This is a genomic window from Devosia algicola, assembly GCF_028816455.1.
Taxonomy (GTDB): domain Bacteria; phylum Pseudomonadota; class Alphaproteobacteria; order Rhizobiales; family Devosiaceae; genus Devosia; species Devosia algicola.
Window position 1 is genome coordinate 3,278,429 of record NZ_CP118246.1, and the last position, 24,606, is coordinate 3,303,034.

A 24,606-nucleotide genomic window follows, 5' to 3' on the forward strand; every position below is an offset into this window, starting at 1 on the left:
TCGCGGGAGACTTCGCCCTCCCTGCACCCTGCTATTCGAGGGTGCGGCCGGACTAGCTCAAACTGCTTGCTTAGACCTTGTGCCTGCCAATCGCGCCACTAAGGCTCTGCTAGCTTTCAAGTCTGAGTCGCGTGGGATGACGTGGTCGTTTGTGCTGGCTGGCGAGCACGACAGGCCTACACCTATGGAAAATAATGGCCGGGCTGGATCTTTGTGCCGTAAAGCTATATACTCGTTTACTAAGGCACCTCTTATTTAGTATAAGTAATCATGACCATACATAAGCAAAGCGCACAATCAAAGGTTATCCAGTTTCCGCGTCGCGGTGAGCCCCAGGCTATGATTGAGTGCGAAGATAATCTTTCCTTCATGCGCAAGCTGAAAAGCGGCAGCATGAACTTGATTGTTACTTCTCCACCTTACAATATTGGTAAGGAATACGAGAAAAGAACGTCGAACGACATTTACATTGAGCAGCAGGCGGCGACCATTGCAGAGGCGGTGCGTTTGTTGAGCCCGAGCGGGTCAATCTGCTGGCAGGTCGGAAATGGCATTGATGATGGAGAAATCTTCCCCCTCGACATCTTGCTGTACCCTCTTTTCAAAAATCACGGTCTCAAGTTGCGCAACCGCATCGTATGGACCTTCGGTCATGGACTGCATTGCCAGAAACGGCTGTCCGGGCGGCATGAAACAATTCTTTGGTTCACAAAGTCAGACGACTACACGTTCAATCTCGACCCGATCCGCGTCCCATCAAAGTACCCCGACAAGAAACATTTCAAGGGACCAAATAAGGGAAAGATATCAGGCAACCCATTGGGTAAGAACCCATCGGACGTTTGGGATATCCCCAACGTAAAATCTAACCATGTCGAGAAGCTAGACCACCCCTGCCAGTTCCCAGTGGGTTTGGTTGAGAGACTCGTGCTGTCGCTTACTAACAAAGGCGACTCCGTTCTCGACCCCTATTTAGGCGTCGGCTCGTCCGCTATTGCAGCGATCAAAAATGGCCGTCATGCGTACGGTTGTGACGTAGTTCAGGATTATATCGATATTGCTGAAGAGCGGATCGAAGACTATCGCAATGGCGAGCCTACGCGTGCGTCCGATGAACAAACCAATTTATGAGCCACCCTTCAAGGACGAAGAATGAAATTCGCAGGTGCTTACTCGCTACATAACGGCCAGGCAGAGTGGGAAAGGCGCGAACTCAGCGATTGGCTCACGGACCTCTTCGAAGCCCCTAGCATCACTATAGGTGCTGGCTGCACGGGCAAAATCCGGGCGCATATTTCAAACGAATTGTCCTCTGGGGGCTGGTCTAATCAAGTTAGGATAGATCCCAATTTCGACCTTACCGTCACCGGTCGTCATCGAGACCTCGCTTTCCAGATTCAGACTGGAAACATCAGCAGGGCCATCTACGATCTGATGAAACTCCAGTATCTATTTCAACAAAGGAAGATCGGCGCGGCGGCACTTGCAGTGCCTACCAAGGCGGCCGGTCTTCTGATCGCATCAAACGTCGCGAGCGTGGAAAGGGTGTGGAACGAGGTCCAATTGTTCGACCGGATTATCACTCTCCCTCTTCTCGTCGTTGGCTTTGAATAAAAGGGGGAAGAGTGCCATACCAAGTTAATGTGAAACCCGTTCACGAACGAAAAGACCTGATCGCCTCGCTCTCATCAAAGCCGGTGTGCGGAGAGCAGCCGACTTTCGATGTTTACGAAGGACAGCGGACTATGCTGCCCGTGATCCGCCTTCCTATCGATTTGCCCGTCTATCGTATGGCGAACGCGCGCACTCAGACCGAGCAACTCGCGCACATCGCCGAGACGAAATGTCCGGCGAATTATTTTGAGGCTGGTCAGGACAACGAAGAGGCTCAACAGGCGCAGCACAACATCCTTCGTGGTTTTGCGAATGCCACCGCTGGATCCGTTAAGCCCATTATCGAAGAGCCTTGAACGCACCAAACAAACTGAGCCGATCATGATTACGCAATCGGGCGTTGTCGTGAACGGTAACCGCCGCCTCACTGCAATGCGCGAGCTCTATGGCGAACGCAAAGCGGAGTTTCCGACCTTTGCCGAAGTGGAATGCATGGTTCTGCCGCCTCTGACTGAGGAGCAGATCGACGACATTGAAACGCGTCTCCAAGAGCGGCCCGAGACCAAGCTGCCCTATAGCTGGATTAACGAGACGCTGAAAATCCGACGCCAGCTTGAAAAGAAGTCCAAGAAGGAAACCGATATCGCGGACATGCGGCGCAAGTCCGTTGGCGACATCAGGAAGTCGCTAAGCGCCCTAAACTACGCGGAGATTTATCTTCGCGACTGGTGCGGAGCTCCCAACGATTACCGCCTCGTCGAGAAGGGCGGAGAGCAATTTTTCAGCGATCTTGTACCCCGCCTCAAAGGCAAAGAGGGGCCGCTACTGGAAGCCAATCTGCGCATGGCGTGGCTCCTCTTCGACAATCGGGATAGCCTTGGCGGCCGAATTTACAACTTCAACAAGGTTCTTGGCGAGAAGGCCGAACACGTCCTCGCGCAACTCGCAGAGCGTTTGGATATCGAAGAAGAGCAGGTCGAAGAAGTCGAAGGCGTTGCAGACGACGAGATGGAAATCGATCTCGGAGGTGAGCAGGTCGCAAACGACTACGCTCCACTTCTCGCCCTGTTCGACAATCCGCAGCGCCGCGACGAGGTTTTCGATGAACTCAAAGCCGTCTGCCAGACGGTTTTGGATTCGGGGGCTCAAAGCAAAGTTGGAAAGGCTGCTCTGCGAGCTGCGCAAGACGCCAACACGCGTCTGACAGAAATCGACCTAAGCACCGCAGACACCAACACCCACGTCGGAATCGAAAAACAACTCGACGAGATCGTCCATCGCGCCACGGCCCTGAAGAGCAAGCTTCAGGAAATCAAGGACGGTAAAAGCAAGCCGTCGATTGGAAGCTGACTGTGACAGCGCCACCCGTCGCAATCGGCGTGACATACATTCCGGCGCGCTTCTCGGGCCGTTTCGCGCTGGAGGGCACTCCCTCCACGTCTATATGGGAGCGTCTTCAACAGACCGTCCTCAACCTCGGCCTCGACTACCAGTTCGGGCCCGGCACGATAGAGCCTGACCTGGGCCGGGGTGCTGACTGTGATCGGACAGTTCGCGAGCCAGCAGAAGGTGTTAGACTTCCGGTTCAGCCCGCGAGACGACGAAGCGAAAGAGCGCATCGCCGCGTTTGTTCAGCAGTTTAAGCAGGTCCAGCAGTCTAAGGGCTCGCTCAAACTCTCGGTCTCTATCGAAGAGATCGAGCAGCGTTTGGAAGCGGTCGGTTTCGAGCGGAAGCTAAAGCCGTTTCAGGCTCCGCGACCTTCAACGTCTTCTGTCCCTGGAAAACGGGGCCAATTTCTCGGTTCCGGGTGCGGGCAAAACGACCGTCACGCTGGCGCTAAACATTCTGACGAAAAAGCCCGGACAGATTTTGCTGGTGATCGGGCCAAAGGCGTCTTTCCCAGCCTGGCGGGAAGTTGTCACGGAGTGCGTCAATTCCAACGCACCCGATGGCAACGCCGAGCCGTTCACCATTCTAACGACCTCCGGTGATGCGTTGCAGAAAGCGCTAACATCAGGCGGTACGCGGTTCGTCATCAGCTACGATCTGATGATTCAAAACGCCGATATCCTGACGACTTTCGCGTCTCAAAATAAGGTTCACCTGGTTCTTGACGAAGGCTCACCGCATGAAGGCGGGCTTTGGCTCGCAGCGCGGTTCGCTTCTCCTCAACATCGCGCCGCTTCCTATCCGTCGCGATATACTGACGGGGACGCCGATGCCCCAACAGCCTTCGGATATCCAGTCACAGGCTCGACTTCCTATGGCCTGGCGCAGGCCTCGGCTTGCAGATCAGCCGTGGCGATCCCCCAAGACAGGTTCTTGGCGAACTTTATGTTCGCACGACCAAGCAAGACCTCGGTCTCCCTAAACCACATCGTCACTTCCGGTCAGTGCCAATGGCAGACGGCCAGATGGCTCTTTATGGAATCGTGAAAAACGAATTCCTGAGACAGGTCAGTACGCTTGGACTCGACGGGCGGTTCGACGCTCCGGCCGCCCGTCGGTCGGTCATGAGGCTTCTCCAGCTATCGGCAAACCCCGTGCTGGCTCTTCGATCAATTGCCGACGACGCCTTGAGATTAGACTCCGGCGTCTTAGAGCAGGTCATCGCCGAGGGGCCGTCCACAAAGATGCGGGCCGTCGCGGATCACGCGCGCGAGCCTTGCGAAAGAGGGCCGCAAGTCTGTCATCTGGACGATCTTCACCGATACGATCACGCAGATGGAGCTGATGCTCGCCGACCTAAATCCGGTCAGTCTGTATGGCGCAATTCCAAGCGGCGAGCCCACCGATCCGACAACGAGGGAGGGGCGTATTCGCCGCTTCCACGAAGACCCCTCCTGTATGGTCATGATCGCGAACCCGGCAGCAGCCGGTGAAGGGATCAGCCTTCACAAGATATGTCACGACGCGCTCTACCTCGACCGCAGCTACGTCACGACCCATTATCTCCAGTCAATCGACCGCATCCATCGGCTCGGCCTCGCGCCAGGCGTAGAGACGAATATCTATATCTATCGGACCTTGGCTCCGCTGGGGCTGGGCTGCATCGACCACTCCGTCAGCCATCGTCTGCGACAGAAGCTTCGCGCTCTCCAAATATTGCTCGACGATCCCGACCTGCACGAGATCGCGTATGACGAGGAGAACTCGGAAGACCCTATCGCGTGGGACATCAGCCCAGATGACGTGCGCGATCTGATCGAAGTTCTGGAAGGACGAGTCGATTTCTCAGACGAGGACACTGAGTGAGTTCCACGCCTAGCGTCATCCCAGAACTTCGAATGAGTGCCTTTGTCGCTCTCATTGGTTTGCGCCGTTATCTAAATGACTATCCCGATACTCCGGTGGAAGAGGCAGCCATCTCGCTGCAAAGGTCCGACGCGGATCTCGCAGCAGCCGATTTCGTTAGTGCACTGCGCCTTCACGAACAATTGGTGGACCACGTAGATTTCGCAGATCCAATAGCGGGGTTGAGAGAAGGTCTTGGAATCTTGATCGAGACCAACCGACCTTGGTGGTGCCGCTTCTTTCCCTACGGTCGCCAGCGATTAGCAACCGCTCTCACGCAAGACGAGCTGCAAACATTCCGTTCCGCAGGCCTTTTCGTCCACGATCCGTCTGCAGAGGTCGTAGAATGGTGGGACGCCTTCGCGTCCATGATGCGCACGGCCGATGATGAACAGAAGAACAAGCAAGGCCGCCACGGTGAGCGGCTGTCGCTTGACTACGAGCGCGTTCGACTTGCCGAATTAGGGATATCTGAAGAACCCAAATGGGTTGCCCTGGACGATAATTCTGCTGGTTACGACATCCAGTCCTACGATATTGCCGAGTACGGTCCGAAAAATGAGACTCATTGAAGTTAAATCGTCTCAGCGATCACCACCTCGAATGATCCTGACGCGCGGCGAGTGGGATTCAGCGGTGAAATATGGCGAGGCCTACATCTTCCACCTTTGGCAGTTGCCGTCCGAAAAGCTAACGATTTTGACAGTTGCTGACATTGCCCATCACATCCCCGACGACACTGGAAAAGGCCGGTGGTCGGAACTTGAGATTCAATTCTAACGCAGGTTCGATTCAGCACTCAACCGAACTGTCACAGGCTCGTGGGTAATGCTCTTCATCCGATTGGGTAGAACGATGCGGCTAGCTAGACCTTCTGTCTGCCTGTCGCCCGATATGGATCGCCGCCATTATCTGCCAGGTCCAAATGATAGCGCCGCGCGTCCAGCAGTTCCATGAGCTTCGCCTCGTCCTGAACGCGGCATTGAAGCTTGCCAGTTTCAAGCTCCTTGAAGACAATCCCATGCTGCCCTGCGAGCCTGTTCTATTTTCGCTCGTTGGAAGTTCCCGATCAATGGGTTTTGCGCGATCGAGGCCGCATATCGCGCGACCCTTGGATGCTTCTCGATCTTCTCTTTTATCCGCGATAGATCGAGGAAGGTGATCGTGTTTTCGATAGCCTGAATCTTATCTGTGGCTGTTGCCGCCACACGAGATGTAATATCCGCGAGCCTGCTGCATTTGAGTATCGTTTAAAATGTAAACGTTTGCGTCCGTGACGAGCACATCGAATTCGTTATCGAGCTTGAAGACGGTATCTTCGATGATCGACAGCGTGTCATTCGTCATGCGCACCAGTCGGTTTTTCGCCTTCACGGTTCCCTTGAACTGTGTCGCCTTTCTCACGCCAACCATTCTGCGGTTCTGATTGTCGGTGATTTCGGTGAAGTAATACTCTATATCATGCACGTGATCCGGCAGGTTCGTCAGATCGTCGAGTGAGCCTGCATCAAATAGGGTCGAAAAGACGGCCATATACTCGTTGTCACGACTGCAGTAGACGCGACGCCGCCGCCCATAATCTTCTGATATGTCATAGGCCTGCCAATCGCCTTGGGCAGCATTGAGCGCGGCGACGGTGCCAGCGATCATTTCTTTCAAGGCGTCTTTTAGCCCCGCGTCAGTCGGCACGAAATAAAGGTTGCCGTTGCTCCGCAGGGCAATGCCGAAATTAACGGATGCTATGTTGCCGATATCAACGTCGTTCTCAATCATCTGTGGCCTTATCGAATAGGACACGTCCACCGAGTCGGTACCCGGTGAGAGCATCGTCGTCTGGAATGAAGTGCCTGCGGGAGATCACCGCGTACGTGACGAAACGGTCGCGGGTCCGGTCCTTCTCAATTGTCCCGATCTTCGCCTCTACCGTGAATATTCTATATCCCCACATCGCGAAGAAGAGGTTCATGTAGTGCAGTCGCATGTGCCAGAAGAGGAACATGACGAAGATGAAGGCCAGTGAAACCGCAGTCAGATCGCGCATATCATCCGTGTTCGCATCAAACAACGGAATGAGCATTGCAAACAAGTACGTAAGCAAGTGTTCCCGCTGATCTTTTGCCGACGAAATATGGATTGTCTTTGTGTTTTCTGCCTTGCGCGCTTGGCGCAATATAAACCATAGGATCAAGGTCGGCAGCAGGAAAAGTAACACGCAGATCGGTATCCAATACGCGTCCTCGATTGCATCGACGCCGCGAATAGCCCATAGAACGAAAACCGGGCTAAGGCTCGACCATACTAAAATGAAGCGTGTTAACTCGAGGCCCTCTGCGGCCCTTGCATTTTTCATAGCCACATTAATATTACACCGAACTAGAAATTTCCAGCACTATTGATGTCCGAGCGATTCTTGGCACAGCCTTTCAAAGTAAATATATGCTCTTGATTGATGTTTTTGGGGAATTAACGCGTTTGACGGGGGAGTTGTCTATTACTTCCTTCCGGAAACTGTTTTGGGCCATGACTTATTGCGGCATGTCTTTCTGGCATCCTTCTCACATCACGCAGCATGCCCGAAAGCTCTAGACGATCCCAAAAGTTCGGCACATCCACCGTGAAAAACCCGTGGTCACGTGACTCTAGCAGGGCGGACTCTCCGCCCGTAGCTGCGCGAATGTCCTCCACTTGAAGCAACGGCCTTGATTGCTCCGAGAGATTGTCACCTGAGCCGTTGACCTGGTTCATGTTGACGTTGAAGCCGCGCACCATGACCGAGGTTTTGCCAGACCGATGCTCGATGTCTTTGAGCGTGTCGGTATCTGGCAATCCCCGATAAAGCGTGTGAGCCACTGCCTTCTTCCAGATGCGTGCGGTTTCCTTGCCATACCGGCTTTCAATCTGAGCGGCAGCGTTCTGGAACACGCCCAGAAAGTTGATCCCGCCCTGGCGGTACAGGGTCAGGATTTCATGGAAGTTCGAGACATAGAGCTGTCCCCATTCTTCGCCGACGACAAGGGCGCGCAAAGGCCCATGCGCATCGGCGAAGCGCTCAATGACAGCCGCCGTCATTGCACCGACAAAGGCGCGGCTGGTTTCGCTTCGCGCCGAGCCAATAATGAAGAGCGCCGTGCGCTCATGCTTCATGTCAGCCGGATCGAACGAATTGCGGTCCGTTGCTTCCCTTGCTGCTGATCCAGGCTGAAAACCCCGCAGCCGTTCCACGATCACCGAGCCATAAGCATTCCACTGGTCGCGGGATTCCGTGAGGCTGGCAATCTGCCTGCACATGCCGGACTGGTTCTGCATCCGCCTATCACTGGCCCAGACCATCAGGTCATCATAGATTTCTTCACGGCTTCGCCCGAAAAAATCCCACAAGCCACCAGGCGAGCAAGACCAGCGCTCAGAAGGAAACAGCGCGGTAATCTCATTGTAGAGAGCGAAGGCCGTGCGCGTGCCTTGGCCGATCCAGCGATGAGCGGGGTTCGGATCAACAGGCACCAAGTAGCTTGCCGCGTCATAGGCGGCTTCACCGACAACCGTGCGCAGGCTCAGGCCTCGCCGTCACTTCTAAGAGCCGCGTGTTGAAGTTGTAGGTTTCGGAAGGGTAGCCGTACAGACGGCCAGGATTGATGAACAGAACGCGGTAGCCTTGGCGCTCCAGCGTCTTCCAGGTTGACCAGGCCAGGCTCCGCATCTTTCGGGTCGGTCAGGATTTTTGTCAGGTGCGCGGTTCGCGGCGAGATAATATTGACGCCGAGAAAGCGCGTGAATTTTCCTTTGCCTGCCTGGGCATCGATCGCGACGGGTTCGGTCCCGTCATAGATAAGCGGTTGGCCGCGATAAAAACCCAGTTCAATGCCGCGCCGGATATGCCGATAGGTCGTGGTGAGCGCGTTCATAGCAGCCCCGAGCGAATGAGAATGTCTTCGTCATTGAGACGCGAAGACCCCAGCGATCCGCTGGGGTTGGCGTCCAGCATGGCGTGGAGCTGGGCAGAGGCTTGCGCCTCCGCCCGTATCCTGGCGATGCGCATTTCTTCTGCGTCCTGCCATGACAGGCGCTGCTGCGCATGGGATTCGAACATCCAGAAGAACTGATACATCTCCATGAGCTTGCCGAAGGCTCATTTGCGGAATTCCTCTTCATCGTCCCAGCTTGCATAGCCGAAGGTTTCCGGCTCCTGGCTTTGCCAGGGCGAGACTTGGGAGCGGCTGGCTTGATGAGTGATCTGCTGAGCAGGAGGTAGGACTTCCGCCTCTGCCTGCTCGGCCTTGGAATCCGCTGTAAGCACTTCCCAGCCTAAAGACCCAGCCACATATCCAAACAGGAACATGTGCGGCAGGTAGGACCAGACGACGCCGAGGCTGAAGGCCACATCACAGAAGTAGATGAATGCAGGCACCAGCCACATGCCGATTGTGCCGCGCAGAAGAAACCAACTGGCTTCCTCGGTGGTCAACTCCCACTTACCGATCCGCAGTGGTTTGAAGCAGGCGACCACACAAAGGAGCGACAGAACGAAGGTGATGAACGCGGCGACGGCAAACAGGAAGAGAGCAAAGAAGGCAAAGCCCGCCACGATGATGGCAAGGCCAGCGCCAGCAGTGGACGTATCATTGTTGTTGGACGACATGATCGTATCTCCGAAATGGAAGGGATTATCGTTCGAGCCGCAGGCCGAGGGACACATCACGCGCTAGACCCTGCGACTGGTCTTTGACTCGCGTGAATTTGAGGTAGCGCCCGACATCTTCGCGCAGGCTCCAAGAGCTGCTTTGCTTGAGCGCTACGGAGTTGCTTGAAGTCGGATTGCAGGACGGCGCGCTCGTCGCGCTGGGCATCGATGAGCTGCTGGCGTTCCTGGCTGTGCCGGAGCGCCGTGTCTTTGGCTTCCAGGCTCGTTGGAGCGTCGCACCTCCTGATATTGTCCGGTGATGCGGTGCCAGAGACCGCGCAAGCCCGTTGGCAGGCGCGCGGCGCGCTCTTTAGTTTCGGCTTCCCACTGGACGGCTTGCCTGCCTTCGGCATCGGCGCGCGCCTTGCGGTGCGCGTCCGTCATTTCGGCTTTCTTCTGGGCAAGCAGGGTCGCACGGCGCTGGAACTCTTGCCGCGATTCATCGACATGCCGCCGTATGGCAGGCGTCATGCGCTCGCCAATGACAGCCTTGGTTTCATCCACGGACTTGAGCTTGTCGCCATCGCCGAGGCGATCCCGAACCTCTTTGGTTTTGAGGTCGAGCATCTTGGGGAGCGAATAGACTTCGCCCTGATGGTCGAGGATAACAAAGCCGCGCTTGTCACCCTTGGCGAGAAAGAAGCCGCGATCCTGCAAAGCGCCCTCGAAAGACGCCTGATTGTCAGAGCGCTTCCAGCAATCCTGCAAGGCGCTCTTAAGCCAGCGCGGCTCCATGCCCTGGCGTTTGGCTTGCTGCCATTCAGCGAGTGTGAAGTTGGTAGGATTGCGCTCGGCTGCATTCTCCAGGCCGCGCGGCATTTTCCAGCCGTGCTCAAGATAGAGATCGCGTGATACGCTCATGAGCTTTGTTTTGTAAAAGCTCATTTGCTTGGCGGTCATGGTCTCCGCATCGATGCGGCTCCACACGCAATGCGCATGGCGGCGGCCTTCTTTTTCGTGGAAGACGATGGCGCGCGGCTGATCCTTGAGGCCCAGCCGATCTTCGATGCGGCCAATCGTGTTCTCGAACTCTTCGACGGATACACGGGCGTCTTCAGGCGGACTTAGGGAGAGCGAGAAGAGATATTGCTGGCACTTTGTGCCTTGGCTGATGGCTTCGGCTTCCTTGAACGCACCTTTGAGATTGTCGGACGCAAAGCCCCGCAGCTCGTGCAGCTTTACGTGCTCATTGTCATCCATGCGCATGAGGTGGACGGCCAGGTCCTGGCCGCCGCCGCGCTGTGAGGCTTTGAGGATCATGGCTGATCCTCCGAGCGGTATCCGAGCGCGCTGAACAGCAGGCGGCGCATCAGGCGCACATCCTGGAGGGCGGCGAGCAGTTCGGCTTCGGTTTCAGGGGTGATCGGCAACACGCCGATATTCACGGCATGGGCAATCTGGGCCAGATTGCTGGAAAGGTGAGAGCGACCCAGCAGCGCCAGTGCCTGCGCAAGCGCCTCCCTGTCCTGTATGGATAGGCCCTTCCGGCGCTTGCGCTCCACGACCACCGAGCCGAGAAGTTTGGCTTTGATGTATTGCCCCAGCGGAGCGCCCGCAGCCTCAACAGCTAAGCGGGCGCGGTCAGCATCGCTCAGGCGTATGGAAAATGGCGCCGGACGTTTGGGCTTTTCGATTGCCTCAGGTGGCACGACGGCGGGAGTTATCGCAGCTTGAGATGCGAGGGCGTCTGCCACCACGTTGCGCGCGGCGTTGAATTTTGGTGTGAGCTTGGACATGACCCGCACCTCACAAAGAGGGCGGCGTTGGCTTGGCCAACGAAGTGTCCTTTAAAATCTGCTCCCACTGAGCAAGTTCGGTGAAGATTTGGTTTGACTGGTCGCCGGAAAGGCGCACCATTTCTCTGTTCGCTAAACCCCGCGATGGTGGTCATGCGAACCTACCCGCCCGGCGGTCCGTCGCTTTCCCCCTCGACCAGTTCCATCGGCCAGATCATGTGCACGGCGCCGAGCGGATATTGCGCCTGAAACTGGGGCATAACCGCCAGCAGCGATTCTGCCAGCGATCCGCCAAGTTCATGCAGTGACATTCGAAAGCAAGTAAGCCGTGGCGACAGGAAACGCGAGCGTGGCGACTCTCTGAAGCCGATTACCGCCATATCTTTGCCCACCCGCAGTTGCGCCTCGCTCAACCGCCGATAGAGCCCAATTGCCATTAATTCGTAAACTAGCAGTATCGCCGTTGGCCGCTCGGACAGGCCCAGCAACTGATCGCCCGCAACATACCCGCCCTGTTCTGTGGTTTTCGCATAAATCACCAAATCAGGATCGAACGGTAGCCCGTGCCGACGCAGTGCCGTCTTGTAACCGTCCAGAAAGATTGAGCCCAAATTGACGTCAGTCGGCGGTACCGCCACAGCTATGCGCCGATGTGACTGGCCCACCAGCCGGTCGATTGCCCGATTTGCGACACCTTCGAAGTCGAGGTCGATCCAGGCGTGGCTATCGCCAAATCCCGCGCGCCCCATGGTGACAAATGGGATGTCGGCGCCCGACAAAAGCGCGATGCGCGGATCCCTGTGCTGCGTTGCCGACAGAATCATCGCGTCGACCAGTTGTCGCGCCACCATGCGCTGCAAATAGTCATTTGGATCTTCCTCGCTGGGGCAGGGCAGGACCAACAGGTCAAGGCTTTGGCGTGACAACACCGACTGCAGGCCATCGATCAGGCCGAGAAAGAAATTGTCGCTGTTGGCAGCGGTTTCAGGGCTGGATTCAATCATCAAACCGACAGCGCCAGTGGACCCCTTTCGAAGCGAGCGCCCTGCCTGATTGGGCTCATATCCAAGTTCGACAGCAGCAGCCAGCACGCGTTTGCGCGTTTCCTCGTTCACGTCCGGTTTGCCGTTAAGCGCCCGCGATACCGTGCCGATGGAAATGTTCAGATGCTTGGCGAGCCGCCGGATGCCTTTCATGTGTCTGCTCTTGTCCTCATTCATTGGCGCCTCAGTGCTCTTCGCATGGATGGACCCTGCCGCCTAGAGGAGGCCGATGGCGGGGTCGATGCGCCGACGCACGCTCAACATTGGAGAAAATTGCGGCGACGCCCATTGACAGCAATATTCACCTGCAATAGTTTTCGTAAACGTTTACGGAACAATTTTGCACCAGTGCTGCACAGACGGCAAGGCAATAGGTGGTCCGTCGGGAGGAAATCATGATATTTCGCGCTGTGCTCGTCGGATGTGGTTCCATGTCCAAGGGATGGCTTGAGGCGATAACCAGCAGCGACCTGCTCAAGGGGCGGATCAGAATTGTCGGCCTTGTTGATCTCGACCCAGCGACGGCAGCAGCGCGCGCCGCCGAGTTCGGGTTGCATGACGCAGTCATTGGCCATGACTTGGGCGAAATCCTTTCTCAAACCCAGCCGGACCTGATGTTTGACGTCGTCATCCCGGACGCTAGGCGCGCCGTGGTGGAAACCGGCCTGCGCCACAATTGCCATGTCCTGAGTGAAAAGCCGATGGCATCCTCGCTCGCGGACGCTCAGGCGTTGGTGGCGCTGGCGGCCGAAACCGGCCGCACCCACGCGATCGTTCAAAACCGGCGCTTCATTTCTGGTGTTCGGCGGATTCGCTCCATGCTCGATAGCGGCGTTCTGGGCGATCTCACCGCCCTGCATGGCGATTTTTTCATCGGCGCACACTTTGGTGGCTTTCGAGACCAGATGCACAGTCCGCTACTGCTCGATATGGCCATCCACACGCTCGATGCTGCGCGCTTTATGGGTAACAAGGTCCCGCAATCCGTCTATTGCCTTGAAACCAATCCGCGTGGCTCATGGTACGCGCAAGGCGCTGCGGCTAATGCCATTTTCGAAATGTCCGACGGTGTTGTGTTCAACTATCGCGGGTCATGGTGCGCTGAAGGCGCGCCGACCAGTTGGGAAGGCGCCTGGCGGATCATCGGCACTAGGGGCAGCTTGATTTGGGACGGGGCCGATAGCTTCGAGGCGCGGGTAACGGCCAATGACGGTGGCTTCCTACGCGAGTTGCGACCAGTGCCAGTGCCCACCGCACCCGATCCTGACCAGACCCATGGCCACGCCAGTGTGTTGGCCGAATTCATCTCGGCCATTGCTACCGGTCGGACGCCTGAAACGGACGGCAGCGACAATATCAAGAGCCTGGCCATGGTGTTTGCCGCGATCGAAAGCGCCAATACCCAGCGCCGCGTCAAAATCTGCGCATAAGGACACAATAGTGAGCAACGCCGCCAAATCCATCCGCATCGGCACCATGATCCAGGCCACCCAGGGGCAGGCGGCGCAAAATATCGCCAATATTGCCGACCACGGTTTTGAAAGTTTTGAGCCATTTTTCTGGCAGACCACCAATGGCCAGGATCTGGCTGAACTGGGCAAGCGTTGTCGTGACGCAATCGGTGGCCGTGACATCACTATCTCGACGCTTGGCATGTTCGGCAATCCGCTCGAAGAACAATCCCTCGATCTGGAGACGTTACAGGGTTGGAAGGATTGTATCGACAATGCCCACCACTTTGGCGCCACCTGCATCGCTGGTTTCACGGGTCGAATCCGCAACAAACCACTGACCGATAGCCTGCCGCGCTACCGGCAGATATTTTCTGAATTGTCCCGGCGCGCCGCCGATAAGGGCGTAAAGATTGCCTTCGAAAACTGCGCCATGGAGGGCAATTGGGCGACGGGCGATTGGAACATCGCGCACAATCCCGACTCATGGGAGATGATTTTCAATGAAACGCCCGACGACAATGTCGGGTTGGAGTGGGAGCCATGCCATCAATTGGTCTATCTGATTGATCCGCTGCCCCAGATCCGAAAATGGGCCCACAAGTTCTTCCACGTCCACGGCAAGGACGCCACGGTCCGGTGGGAGGTCATTCGTGAGCATGGCGTGTTCGGCAAGGAAAAATTTGTCTTCATGCGCACACCCGGCTTCGGAGACAGCAATTGGGTCGATGTGATCTCCGAACTTCGTTTGGCTGGCTATGCCGGCGCCATCGATATCGAAGGTTGGCACGACCCGGTCTATCGCGATGAGTTGGAAATGACCGGGCAGGTCCATGCCCTCAATTATTTGAAAAATTGCCGGGGAGACGGCTTTGTCGCCAACCCAGCCTGAACTTCGGCGGTGACCTAAACGAGGTCATGGTCGACGAACCTAATCAACCGCGGCCCGATCCGCACATGGGAGGACTAAATGCGCGTTCTATCAAAAATGGCCTTGGCGATTGGCGCCATGGCACTGGCAACCGGTGTAGTACACGCCGACAACAAGACATTCAGGATCTGGTGGTACGAAGCGGCCGACAGCGCAGCGGGCATCACCTGGACCCAGGCGCTTGATACTTTCAAGGCCGACCATCCTGATATCGACGTACAATTTGAACTCAAGACGTTCGATCAAATCACTAAGGCCGGCACGCTGATCCTCAATTCCAGCGAGGCGCCGGATCTGATGGAATACAACAAGGGCAATTCTGTCGCCGGTTTGGCGGCTTCACAAGGCCTGTTTACGGTGCTCGACGATGTTGCCAAGGAGCGCGGCTGGGACAAGGTTTTGACCGACGCCAGTAACCAGCTGAGCAGATATGACGAAAACGGCATATACGGCTCAGGCCCGCTGATCGGCGTTGCCAATTACGGTGAATATGTTTCGGTCTACTACAATAAGGAAATGTTTGCCGCCGAGAACATCAGTGTGCCCACAAGTTTGGCCGAACTTGAGGCAGACATGGACATTTTCGTCAAGAAGGGCATCACCCCAATTGCCGAAGCTGCCAACGACTATCCGGCCCAGCATTTGATGTACGAACTGGCCTTGTCACAGGCCGACGCCGGTTGGGTCAGCGATTTCCAGGGCCTCAAGGCCCCGCTGGATACAGCGCCATTTCTATATGCGGGTCAAAAGCTGCAGGAATGGGTGGAAAAAGGCTATATTTCCAAGGACTCTACCGGTTTCAAGGCAGCAGACATGGCCAGTCAGTTCACCTCGGGCAAGTCCCCGATGGTGGTCACCGGCACCTGGTATGGTGCACCGTTTGCGGCCGCGATGGGCGACAATGTCGGCCAGTTCCTGTTCCCCGGCAATGTGATTTCCCCCGCCTCCACCGGTAATATCTGGGTCGTCCCTAAAAACGCCGAGAACAAGGATCTGGCCTACGATTTCATCGACATCACTCTGAGCAAGGAAAACCAGGCCCTGTTCGGCAATTCAGGCGGTCTGCCCATTGCCGCCGATCCCGCCATGGTGACCGATCCCGTGGGGCACGAAGAGGTGACATTGTTCAACCAATTGGTGGCCCAAAACGGACTTGGCTTCTATCCTGACTGGCCGGTGCCGGGCTACTACGACGTTGTGCTCCAGGCAACACAGGCGGTGATTTCAGGCACCGTGACCCCCGAGCAATTCGCCGAGCGGATGCAAAAACCATATGACGATGTTCAGTCAGACCAATAACAGTAGGTCTGACAGAGCATAAGATTGGGGCAGGGCGTGCGTGCGCCCTGCGCCCTCGGGCATCGCACTAAGCGTAACGCTTACTGATGCAATGCTAAACCGGTCACTCATGCCAACCAAATATCAGTACTGGCAGGCCGGATAGACGAACCTTGAGGTGACACAGCGATGGCCAACAGCATCGAACGAGCACGCGGACAGGCCGGATATTGGCTCTATCTGATCCCTGGGGCCATCGGCTTTGTCCTCATAATTTTCCTGCCTTTCATCATGAACACCGGTCTGAGCTTTTCCCGGTGGAAAGGTATCGGTCTGCCCAAATTCGTTGGTCTGAACAATTACATAAAGCTGATCAATGACGCCGCGTTCTGGGCCTCGCTGGAACACACAGTAGCATTTGTGGTCGCCATGGCGGTCATCCCGACCATACTTGGAGTGTTCCTCGCTGCCATTCTGTTTGACTATATCAGCGCCCGTTTCGGAGAAGGATTATCGAGCTTTTTTCGGGCCGGCTTTTATCTGCCGCAGATACTGCCGATATCGGCCGCTGGTATTCTTTGGGGCTGGATCCTTAATCCTTTCGGTGTCCTCAACTCCATTCTTGAAGGCGTGGGTCTGCATGACCTGGCACAGAACTGGCTAGGCGATCCCCGGTTGGCCATCGGTGCTGTCATGGTGGTCATGGTCTGGCTGCAACTCGGCTACTGCCTTGTGGTTTTCATGGCCGGTTTGGCACGAGTTGACCCCTCCCTCAACGAAGCTGCGGAACTGGATGGGGCCACGTGGCTGCAACGGTTCTGGACCATCACCGTGCCACTATTGAAACCCGAAATATTTGTCGTCGGGCTCACCACGACCATTGCCGCGCTCAAGGTGTTCGCGCCGATTTATGTGCTCACCTCTGGCGGCCCGGACAATTCGACGCTCGTTCCATCCTATTTCTCATACTACCATTTCTTTGCGACCAATCGCGTCGGCTATGGCGCTGCAATCACGACCGCCCAAATGCTGATGACCATCGTTCTGGGCATCATCTTTCTGCGGGTGCAGGCCCACCAAACCGAGAACGGGGCGTAATTATGGACGAAGCTTCTGCGCCCCTGCGCGGCGTCGCAACACTCAAGACCCGTACTGCTAATCCGGGCACCATGCACGGCGCCGGACGTTGGTGGGTACTCGCCGCCGTAACCATTGGTCTGCTGCTGTTTCTGGCACCGTTCGTTCTGGCCTTCTTCAACGCCATAAAAACGCCGGACGACTATGCCGCTCATGGTCCACTGGCTATTCCGCAAAGCTTTGATCTAAGCGCGCTGACTGCGTTTTGGACCAATGTTGATTTCACTCGAAAGTTAATCAATAGCACGATCATCAGCGCGGCTACGGCGGTGTTCGCCGTATTGCTCAGCCTGCTCAACGCCTACGCCATCGGCATTGGTCGCATCAAGGGGGGCAGTAAAATACTGATCCTCCTGCTGATCGGCATCATGATTCCGCAGGAGTCTCTGGTCTATCCAATCTACTACCTCTCCAAGTCGGTCGGTCTGTTCGATAGTCTTTGGGCCGTGATCATCGTTTTTTCTGTGTTGCAAAGCGCCTTCGGTACTTACCTGCTCGCCTCGGTCATGACCACATTTCCGCGCGAGATCATTGAGGCCGCGGAAATGGATGGCGCGACGAATTGGCAAATATTGTGGACCATCGTCGTGCCGGTTCTCCGTCCGACGCTATCGGTGCTGGCCACTTTCTTTTTCATCTGGACCTGGAATGAGTTCCTGTTGCCACTCGTGTTGCTGGCCTCAAACAACAACCAGACCGTCTCAGTGTCGATGGGCGTGCTCAACGGGCAATATGTATCGACCCCAACCACCACCGCTGCGGCGGCACTGTTGGGGATAGCGCCAACGCTGATATTCTTTTTGATCTTCCAGCGCACATTGACCCGTGGTGTTGTCGTCGGAGCCATCAAATGACACCAAATTCAATCCCTTTTTGCCGTGCCGCCATCCCTGCAGGAGTTGCCAAATGAGTCAGGATATCCAGATCGAGTTACGTGGCATCGATAAGCACTACGGCGATTTTCATGCCCTCAAGGATATTAATCTGAGCATTGCCAAGGGAAGCTTCGTCGCGCTCGTCGGTCCATCAGGCTGTGGTAAGTCCACCCTGTTGCGCTCCCTCGCCGGACTCGAGGCAATATCAGGTGGACATATGGAAATTGATGGTCGGTCCATGGAAGGCATTCCGCCGCGCGAACGCGACGTCGCGATGGTGTTTCAGACCTATGCACTATATCCCCATATGCGTGTGGCAGAAAACCTGACCTATTCCCTACGCCTCAAGGGCGTGGCCAGGGCGGAGGCACGCAAGGCTGCCGAGGAGGTCGCGGCGACCACCGGCCTGGTCGGCCTGCTCGATCGTTATCCACGGGAACTGTCCGGTGGACAGCGCCAGCGAGTGGCCATGGGGCGCGCAATTATCCGGCACCCAAAAGCATTTCTGTTCGATGAACCGCTATCCAACCTCGACGCCGCCCTGCGTGTGCAGATGCGCAAGGAAATCCGCGCCTTGCACGATCGGCTCGGCGCCACCTCGGTCTATGTTACCCATGATCAGGTTGAGGCGATGACCATGGCCGATATCGTTGTGGTGATGCGCGCCGGTGTAATCGAGCAGCAAGGGCGTCCGCTCGAACTATATGACCGCCCAGTAAGCAAGTTCGTCGCCGGCTTCATCGGCTCTCCCGCCATGAACTTCGTGCCCGGCACCATCGCGCCCAGCGGCCATGAAGTCTCGCTCGACCTCCCTGACGCGCCAATTATGGAGTTGGGTCGAAAGATCGACGCAGACCGCCGCGTGACTGTTGGCATGCGTCCCGAACATCTGGCAATTGTCAGCACTGATGCTGCGGCGCTGAATTTGCCGATTGCCTTTATTGAGTCTACCGGCTCGATGGCCTATCTGAGCACCGATACCGATCCAGAGATTTCCATCGTCGAAACCGGTCGTAGCAACGCCCGCACCGGCGATATCGTCGGCCTTCGTATTGACGCGGCTAATATTCACCTGTTCGACGCGCAAAGTGACAAAGTGATCTGATTGTTGGCGGTTGGTGCTCAGGTGACGACGACCTCAATCCCCGCCTCGCGAAATTCCTGAACCTTGCCCTCGGCAGCGGAATTGTCGGTAATGATCATGTCCAGACTGTCGACGGCACAAACGCGCGCAAAAGCCGTAGTGCCGATCTTGCTGCCGTCGGCCACGGCAATGCGCCGGCGTGCGTTGGCAAAAGCTGCACGCTTTACCGCTGCGTCCTCGGGATTATACTCGGTAACACCCATGTCAAAGTCGATCCCGCCCGCACTCAGGAAATAGGTGTCGAAGGAGAAATCCAAAAACGCCCGCTCGGCGAGCGCGCCGGTCATCGAGAGTTCGCCAGGCCGAGCGACACCCCCGCACATCATCAGGGTAATTTGCGGCTGGTCGATGAGTAGATTGGCGATATGCAGGCTCATCGCCAATACCCGCAGGCTCATGATGGCCCGGTAGAATTCGGGCAATCTCGAGCGTTGTCGTGCCCGCATCTAGAATTACCGTCTCGCCCTTGCTCAGTAACGAAACTGCGGCGTTCGCTATGCGGCGCTTGGCATCGGTTCGACGCGCGATGCGCGCTGAAAAGGGTGGTTCGTAGCTGCGGCTTTGCGCGCGAACCGCGCCACCGTGCACGCGATTGATGGCACCGTTATTCTCCAATGCCTCAAGATCACGCCGAACGGTCATGTCCGAGACACCAAACTGCCGCGCCAGGTCGGCGACGGATACGCGCTCCTCGGTCTCGAGAAGTTGCAGCACGTGGGTCTGGCGCGAATTGATGGTCGACATGCAAGTCCTTTGTATTTCAAGTCCACCGCAATGGTGCTCTGAATTCAGCGCGCGGACTGCCCTATCAAGTCAAGCGCCATCTTCGCCGCCCCCACGGCACCCGCTTCATCGTCAAGCGCCGCTACCACCACTGGTATTGCTGTCGGAATCATTACCGAATGTTGCCGCAAGACTTGTTCAATCCTGGGGTGAATGGTCTCAAAATGCTCCATCACACCTCCCGAAAGCACGAATACATCGGGCATGACTGTTGAGGCAAGGTTGACGAGGCCCAGTCCCAGCCAGTTGGCGACGTTGTCAATCACCGCCCGCGCAGCGTTATCTCCTGCCGCCGCCGCCGCGAACAATAGCGCGCTGGTTGCTTGCTCAGGATCGCCGTTCGCCATCGCCCGCAATGTGCCATCCTCGTGCTTGGCCAAGGCCCTGGCATGTCGCCCGAGCGCCGTGCCGGAGCCGAGCACTTCCCAGCATCCTCTTGCGCCGCAATAGCATTCGGGCCCGGCCGGGTTCAGGGCCATATGGCCCGCTTCCCCGTGTCGTCCACTGCTTGTCCGCTGCACATACCCATCGATCAGCGTTGCAACGCCTATACCAGTGCCAATCGTCACCATCGTCATTCGCCGGGCACCCATGCCAGCGCCACGCCACCATTCTCCCACGGCCGCGACATTGGCGTCATTATCGATGGTTACAGGTACGCCGAAGGCACTTGCGAATGGTTCGCGCAGGTCGGTTGGCGGCCAGCCCTCCAGCGTGAAAGGATTGGAAACCACCCCGGTCACAACATCGACGGGGCCGGTAATGCCAACGCCAATAGCCTGGAGCGGGGTTGCGCCTGCGTGCGCAACCAAATTCTCGATGGCCACGATGATCGCGTCTATCGTTTGCTCGGCGCCGCGCTCGGGTGATGTCCCAAGGCGCCGATGGGCAAGAGTGCCGCCCCCTTCATCCAGAACCACCAGACGCACATTAGTGCCCCCGATATCGACGCCGCACACACTCATAATACCGTTGTGACCTTTTGCAGATGACGAAACGAGCCCGGAATTATGCCCGATTGTTCGGCGATGGCCACGCTTAACAGCTGCAGCGGCACCGCTTCAACTATCCAGCTTGTGTCCGGCTCAACGACAGGGATCGTCAGGGGACCGTCTACCGGCGCGACGTCGAGCCAGAATGAACGGGCGCCAAATCCCGTGAGGTCGTCGTGAAGTGCCCGATTGTAGGCGTGGGCGATTTTGTCCCGTCCGGCAAGAATAACCACGGTCAAGCGTTCGTCGGCCAGTTCGAGCGGACCGTGCCTGAACTGGGGCACACTTTGCGCCTCTATTGGCCAGCGGGCCGCCTCCTTGGCGATAAGTGCACCATACTCGGCGGCAGCAAGCGAGGGGCCGCGTGCGAGAAAATATGTGCGCGTCGGAAGACCAACCGTTTCCTTGAGGCGTTCAGTTCGCTGCCGCCAGTTCTCAAGATAGTGTTCGAGCGCATCTGCGGTGCGTTGCAGTGCATCATCGAGTTTGCGGTCCAGAAATATTCTGCCAAGCACAACGCCAACACCGAGGGTGTTCAGGTAGGTTTTGGTGCTCACCGCATGCTCGACCCCAACACAAATATCGATCACAGCATCCGCCGATCGAGCCAGATGGCTGCTCACATCATTTGTTATGGCGAGAAGCTTGCCATCGCGCGACTGGACTGCATCCGCCAGAGCGACAATCTCGGCGCTTCGGCCCGATTGTGAGGCAACGATCACCAATGTCGTCTCGTCAATCAATTGCATGCAATGGCCAAGGCATTCGGCTGCATCGACTAGCCAAACCGGCGTGCCATTCTCTAAAAGGCAGAGCCACAAAGGTCGTAACGCCGCGTGCGACGAGCCCATCCCCGTCAATATGACCCGCTTGTAGGCGCCAATTGTGTTGCCGATTGGTTCGACCGCGTCGACCACATCCTCCATCCGCAAGCGGCGCAGGCATTCCGGCTGGAGCAGCATATCGGTGATGTAGGCGTTGCTGTCATTCTCAATCATGCGTCCAACTCACAAATCAATTGTCGTCGTAAAACGCACCGCACATTAAAAGTCAACATATTTGATGTGCGATTGACGCCTGACAAGGGACTATCGCACACCAAATCGTATTCTGAAAGATGCTTCATCACGGTGCGTATTGACAGAATGCCGTAAACGATGTCTTGTTCATTCGAACGTCGTGTATGTTCGGAATATCATGGTTGAGCGGAAATCAAGGCCGAGAGTCTTCGGTTTACCGTGGGCGTTTAAGCGTCGCCGCTCGGCTGGATAACTGATCCCGGATGTTTCGGGGCTCAGGCTCCTGCAACCACCCATGGTCCGATGATGCACCACCAACAGAATGTTAAACTCCAAGGAGGAGGTCAGTTATGAAATTTCGGACACTCAGCGCAGCCGCGGTGTTGTTGTTTGGTTTGGGGGGCAGCGCATTCGCCCAGGCCCAGGAGAAAGTGACATTCATGGCGTTCGACGTGGTGAATTTTCGAGGCGCGCTCGAAGAGTTCATCACCGAGTTCGAAGCTGAGAACCCTGATGTCGATATTGTCGCAAACTTCACACCGCAATTGTTCAATCAGTTCTTGCCGCTACTGCAGGCAGGCAATCTCGATGATATCACGTTCATTTCGAGCGCGGCATTCGTGCCCTTTCTGGCTAGCGGGCGACTGACGCCAGTTCCGGACGATTTTACCGCCAAGCTGAAGGAGGATCTGTATCCCGCTTCACTTGGACCAGTAAGTCGGGATGGCAAGGTCTACGCGGTTCCGTACAATTACTATCCCTCGTCCGGGGTGATAATGTACAATGAACAGCTATGGACTGACGCCGGCATCGACCCCTCCCAGGCGAAAACCTGGGAAGAATTCATGCAACTGGCCCAGGGCGTTACCAAGCACGATGCCAGCGGAAAGATGACGCAGGCGGGCTTTTCTGCCCAGCAGGAGCAGCACACCATATTCTTGGCCTGGCTCCTGCAAATGGGCGGCACCGCGTTTGATGAAAACGGAAAAGTTGCCTTTAATGATGATGCGGGTAAGGCGGCGCTCCAGCAATACGCCGATATCTTCCAGAAGTGGAAGGTCGATGATTATGAATTCAGTGACACCATCACCGGGTTCAATCAGGGCCAAATTGCCGCCACCATGGTTGGTCCTTGGTATGACTCAATCCTCGCCAAGGATCATCCCGATATCCATGTCGGTCACGTGGCGCAGCCCCCGCTTCCCGGCGTAAGCGCTGATCAGCCGGACTACTGGGCAATCAAGGAAGTATGGGCCCATTTGGTTAGTGCTGACGGGGCTAAAAAAGACGGCACCTGGCGTTTCCTCGAATTCCTGCTGCGCCCTGAAATAGCAGCGCGCTGGTCGGCCTTTTCCGGAGAGATGCCGACAGTTAGCAAGGCCCTTGCCTTGCCCGAGGTTACCGACACCGTTTACATCGCGCCTTATGTGGACGCCCTAAAATATGCTGTTACCGACAACCTCACCGAGTATCTGAGTTCGGACGTACTCAAGGAGATGGACAAGATGCTTGAGAGCGTTGGTCGAGGTCAGGCTACCGTCGACGATGCCCTTACCAATGCGGAAGTCGAAATCAATCGACTGACCGCGCGCATGGAACGTTAATCAGCCACAAACCCTGCGGCACGCTGGTGTCGCGGGGCTATCCATGCGTCTCCGGCTGAATATTGTCGCCCAATTCGTTGAGGACCGAAACGATGGCACAGTCAAAACTGAACCGGGCGCAATCACGCTTTGTGTGGATGTCACTAACACCGATCCTGATTTATCTGGTGACGTTCGTTTTCTACCCGTTCGCGACGTCAGTTTATTACAGCTTATGGGACTTCTTTTGGGACGAATTCGTCGGCTTGGCCAACTATAAAGAGGCCATTTTTGAGGATAGCGCCGTCCCCGAGGCGCTCAAGAATACACTGATTTATGCGGCAATCCGCATCCCGGCAACCATCATACCGGGGTTTTTCATCGCGCTTGCACTAAACAGGATTTTGGTTGGTCGCGGTTTTATGATTTTCGGATTTTTCGCCCCCTACATTACGAGCATGGTCGCATACTCGGCCATATTTTTGTACATGTTCAGCAACTTGGGACTATTCAACGTGGTCCTGCAGGCGCTTGGTCTTCCCGCTCAACCTTTCATTCGCAGCGTCGATGAGGCACTGCCATCACTTGCGCTGATGGATGCATTCAAGAATGTGGGGTTCGACGTTCTCATCTTCATGGCGGCTCTCCAGAACATTCCGCGCTCGCTATATGACGCAACCAGCATCGACGGCGCCTCGCCCTGGCAGACAACATGGTTCGTGACCATACCGCTGGTTGCGCCGACAATACTGTTCCTTGTCGTCATAATCTCGATTTGGACGATCCAGGTATTTGAGCCGATCTATGTGCTGACCCAAGGGGGTCCGTTGGGGTCAACGCGAACCGTTGTTTACAAGATTTGGGAAGCTGCATTTTCTGCGGGGCGTGTCGGCTACGCCGCCGCCCTGTCGGTACTCCTGTTCCTGATTGTCGGCGTCATCTCGATCGTACAGCTTCGAATTGGACGGACGAAATGGGAGTATTAGCGCCTGTTCGGTGTTCTACCTCGCGACCAGCAAGCAAAGATTATCTCAATGCGACCGTCTA

Annotated in this window: 28 protein-coding genes and 1 pseudogene; 16 read left to right on the plus strand and 13 right to left on the minus strand. The window is 56.3% G+C overall.

From position 1 onward, the window contains the following. Window positions 1–270 precede the first annotated feature (270 nt). From PSQ19_RS17465 to PSQ19_RS20060, 8 genes are all read left to right on the plus strand, one after another. Window positions 271–1,131 (plus strand): DNA-methyltransferase, encoded by an 861-nt coding sequence (locus tag PSQ19_RS17465; RefSeq protein WP_282218783.1) that lies wholly within the window; start codon window positions 271–273, stop codon window positions 1,129–1,131. A 21-nt stretch (window positions 1,132–1,152) separates the two neighbouring features. Further along, on the plus strand, window positions 1,153–1,614 hold the full coding sequence (locus PSQ19_RS17470; RefSeq protein WP_282218784.1) for a hypothetical protein: 462 nt from the start codon (window positions 1,153–1,155) through the stop codon (window positions 1,612–1,614). A gap of 11 nt (window positions 1,615–1,625) precedes the next feature. Then, window positions 1,626–1,970: a hypothetical protein gene (locus PSQ19_RS17475; RefSeq protein WP_282218785.1), complete on the plus strand. Its 345-nt coding sequence runs from the start codon at window positions 1,626–1,628 to the stop codon at window positions 1,968–1,970. Continuing rightward, window positions 1,927–2,964 (plus strand): ParB N-terminal domain-containing protein, encoded by a 1,038-nt coding sequence (locus tag PSQ19_RS17480; protein WP_282218786.1) that lies wholly within the window; start codon window positions 1,927–1,929, stop codon window positions 2,962–2,964. The genes PSQ19_RS17475 and PSQ19_RS17480 overlap by 44 nt, the downstream gene beginning before the upstream one ends. 520 nt (window positions 2,965–3,484) lie before the next feature. Next, a complete protein-coding gene (locus tag PSQ19_RS17485) occupies window positions 3,485–4,051 on the plus strand; it encodes a hypothetical protein (RefSeq protein WP_282218787.1) in 567 nt (188 codons plus the stop codon). 288 nt (window positions 4,052–4,339) lie between these two features. Then, window positions 4,340–4,870, plus strand: coding sequence for a hypothetical protein (locus PSQ19_RS17490; protein ID WP_282218788.1), 531 nt, complete (start codon window positions 4,340–4,342; stop codon window positions 4,868–4,870). 32 nt (window positions 4,871–4,902) lie between these two features. Next, the gene (locus tag PSQ19_RS17495) at window positions 4,903–5,481 is read left to right on the plus strand and encodes a hypothetical protein (protein WP_282218789.1); all 579 of its coding nucleotides are present in this window, start codon (window positions 4,903–4,905) and stop codon (window positions 5,479–5,481) included. A 31-nt stretch (window positions 5,482–5,512) separates the two neighbouring features. Then, window positions 5,513–5,689: a hypothetical protein gene (locus tag PSQ19_RS20060; protein ID WP_407649028.1), complete on the plus strand. Its 177-nt coding sequence runs from the start codon at window positions 5,513–5,515 to the stop codon at window positions 5,687–5,689. 405 nt (window positions 5,690–6,094) lie between these two features. On the opposite strand, the gene PSQ19_RS17500 is transcribed toward PSQ19_RS20060, so the two are convergent. The 9 genes from PSQ19_RS17500 to PSQ19_RS17540 all read right to left on the minus strand — a co-directional run bounded on the left by PSQ19_RS17500 (window position 6,095) and on the right by PSQ19_RS17540 (window position 12,519). Beyond that, window positions 6,095–6,682, minus strand: coding sequence for a Kiwa anti-phage protein KwaB-like domain-containing protein (locus PSQ19_RS17500; protein WP_282218790.1), 588 nt, complete (start codon window positions 6,680–6,682; stop codon window positions 6,095–6,097). Continuing rightward, on the minus strand, window positions 6,675–7,265 hold the full coding sequence (locus PSQ19_RS17505; RefSeq protein WP_282218791.1) for a hypothetical protein: 591 nt from the start codon (window positions 7,263–7,265) through the stop codon (window positions 6,675–6,677). Before PSQ19_RS17505 ends, PSQ19_RS17500 begins: the two co-directional genes overlap by 8 nt. Window positions 7,266–7,372: 107 nt before the next feature. Continuing rightward, a complete protein-coding gene (locus tag PSQ19_RS17510) occupies window positions 7,373–8,410 on the minus strand; it encodes a TraM recognition domain-containing protein (protein ID WP_282220737.1) in 1,038 nt (345 codons plus the stop codon). Window positions 8,411–8,460: 50 nt separating this feature from the next. Continuing rightward, window positions 8,461–8,811 carry a hypothetical protein gene (locus tag PSQ19_RS17515; RefSeq protein ID WP_282218792.1) on the minus strand — a complete coding sequence of 117 codons (351 nt, stop codon included), beginning with the start codon at window positions 8,809–8,811 and terminating at the stop codon, window positions 8,461–8,463. Then, window positions 8,808–9,020, minus strand: a complete 213-nt coding sequence (locus tag PSQ19_RS17520; RefSeq protein ID WP_282218793.1) for a hypothetical protein — start codon at window positions 9,018–9,020, stop codon at window positions 8,808–8,810. The genes PSQ19_RS17515 and PSQ19_RS17520 overlap by 4 nt, the downstream gene beginning before the upstream one ends. Before the next feature lie 15 nt (window positions 9,021–9,035). Then, window positions 9,036–9,545 (minus strand): hypothetical protein, encoded by a 510-nt coding sequence (locus PSQ19_RS17525; protein WP_282218794.1) that lies wholly within the window; start codon window positions 9,543–9,545, stop codon window positions 9,036–9,038. Between the two features lie 153 nt (window positions 9,546–9,698). Next, window positions 9,699–10,847, minus strand: a complete 1,149-nt coding sequence (locus tag PSQ19_RS17530) for a relaxase/mobilization nuclease domain-containing protein (RefSeq protein WP_282218795.1) — start codon at window positions 10,845–10,847, stop codon at window positions 9,699–9,701. Then, window positions 10,844–11,323, minus strand: a complete 480-nt coding sequence (locus PSQ19_RS17535) for a hypothetical protein (protein WP_282218796.1) — start codon at window positions 11,321–11,323, stop codon at window positions 10,844–10,846. Before PSQ19_RS17535 ends, PSQ19_RS17530 begins: the two co-directional genes overlap by 4 nt. Before the next feature lie 161 nt (window positions 11,324–11,484). Then, window positions 11,485–12,519 carry a LacI family DNA-binding transcriptional regulator gene (locus PSQ19_RS17540; RefSeq protein WP_282220738.1) on the minus strand — a complete coding sequence of 345 codons (1,035 nt, stop codon included), beginning with the start codon at window positions 12,517–12,519 and terminating at the stop codon, window positions 11,485–11,487. A gap of 242 nt (window positions 12,520–12,761) precedes the next feature. Here PSQ19_RS17540 and PSQ19_RS17545 point away from each other — a divergent pair, with 242 nt between their 5' ends. The 6 genes from PSQ19_RS17545 (at window position 12,762) to PSQ19_RS17570 (ending at window position 19,143) form a co-directional block, all read left to right on the plus strand. After that, the gene (locus PSQ19_RS17545; RefSeq protein ID WP_282218797.1) at window positions 12,762–13,796 is read left to right on the plus strand and encodes a Gfo/Idh/MocA family protein; all 1,035 of its coding nucleotides are present in this window, start codon (window positions 12,762–12,764) and stop codon (window positions 13,794–13,796) included. A gap of 10 nt (window positions 13,797–13,806) precedes the next feature. Next, the gene (locus tag PSQ19_RS17550; RefSeq protein ID WP_282218798.1) at window positions 13,807–14,709 is read left to right on the plus strand and encodes a sugar phosphate isomerase/epimerase family protein; all 903 of its coding nucleotides are present in this window, start codon (window positions 13,807–13,809) and stop codon (window positions 14,707–14,709) included. A gap of 78 nt (window positions 14,710–14,787) precedes the next feature. Continuing rightward, a complete protein-coding gene (locus PSQ19_RS17555; protein WP_282218799.1) occupies window positions 14,788–16,047 on the plus strand; it encodes an ABC transporter substrate-binding protein in 1,260 nt (419 codons plus the stop codon). Between the two features lie 168 nt (window positions 16,048–16,215). Further along, window positions 16,216–17,124 (plus strand): carbohydrate ABC transporter permease, encoded by a 909-nt coding sequence (locus PSQ19_RS17560; RefSeq protein WP_282218800.1) that lies wholly within the window; start codon window positions 16,216–16,218, stop codon window positions 17,122–17,124. A gap of 2 nt (window positions 17,125–17,126) precedes the next feature. Continuing rightward, on the plus strand, window positions 17,127–18,017 hold the full coding sequence (locus PSQ19_RS17565) for a carbohydrate ABC transporter permease (protein WP_282218801.1): 891 nt from the start codon (window positions 17,127–17,129) through the stop codon (window positions 18,015–18,017). A 52-nt stretch (window positions 18,018–18,069) separates the two neighbouring features. Beyond that, window positions 18,070–19,143, plus strand: a complete 1,074-nt coding sequence (locus PSQ19_RS17570; RefSeq protein ID WP_282218802.1) for an ABC transporter ATP-binding protein — start codon at window positions 18,070–18,072, stop codon at window positions 19,141–19,143. Between the two features lie 17 nt (window positions 19,144–19,160). Here the strand turns inward: PSQ19_RS17570 and PSQ19_RS17575 are convergent, their stop codons facing one another. From PSQ19_RS17575 to PSQ19_RS17585, 4 genes and pseudogenes are all read right to left on the minus strand, one after another. After that, a complete protein-coding gene (locus tag PSQ19_RS17575) occupies window positions 19,161–19,628 on the minus strand; it encodes a DeoR/GlpR family DNA-binding transcription regulator (RefSeq protein ID WP_282218803.1) in 468 nt (155 codons plus the stop codon). 7 nt (window positions 19,629–19,635) lie between these two features. Then, a pseudogene (locus tag PSQ19_RS20065) lies at window positions 19,636–19,926 on the minus strand (DeoR family transcriptional regulator); the annotation flags it as partial. Between the two features lie 44 nt (window positions 19,927–19,970). Then, a complete protein-coding gene (locus PSQ19_RS17580) occupies window positions 19,971–20,930 on the minus strand; it encodes an ROK family protein (RefSeq protein WP_282218804.1) in 960 nt (319 codons plus the stop codon). Next, window positions 20,927–21,955: an SIS domain-containing protein gene (locus tag PSQ19_RS17585; RefSeq protein ID WP_282218805.1), complete on the minus strand. Its 1,029-nt coding sequence runs from the start codon at window positions 21,953–21,955 to the stop codon at window positions 20,927–20,929. Before PSQ19_RS17585 ends, PSQ19_RS17580 begins: the two co-directional genes overlap by 4 nt. Before the next feature lie 371 nt (window positions 21,956–22,326). Between PSQ19_RS17585 and PSQ19_RS17590 the strand changes: the two genes are divergently transcribed. Both PSQ19_RS17590 and PSQ19_RS17595 read left to right on the plus strand, forming a co-directional pair. Beyond that, window positions 22,327–23,580 carry an extracellular solute-binding protein gene (locus tag PSQ19_RS17590; RefSeq protein ID WP_282218806.1) on the plus strand — a complete coding sequence of 418 codons (1,254 nt, stop codon included), beginning with the start codon at window positions 22,327–22,329 and terminating at the stop codon, window positions 23,578–23,580. Window positions 23,581–23,672: 92 nt separating this feature from the next. After that, the gene (locus PSQ19_RS17595) at window positions 23,673–24,545 is read left to right on the plus strand and encodes a carbohydrate ABC transporter permease (protein WP_282218807.1); all 873 of its coding nucleotides are present in this window, start codon (window positions 23,673–23,675) and stop codon (window positions 24,543–24,545) included. Window positions 24,546–24,606: the final 61 nt, after the last annotated feature.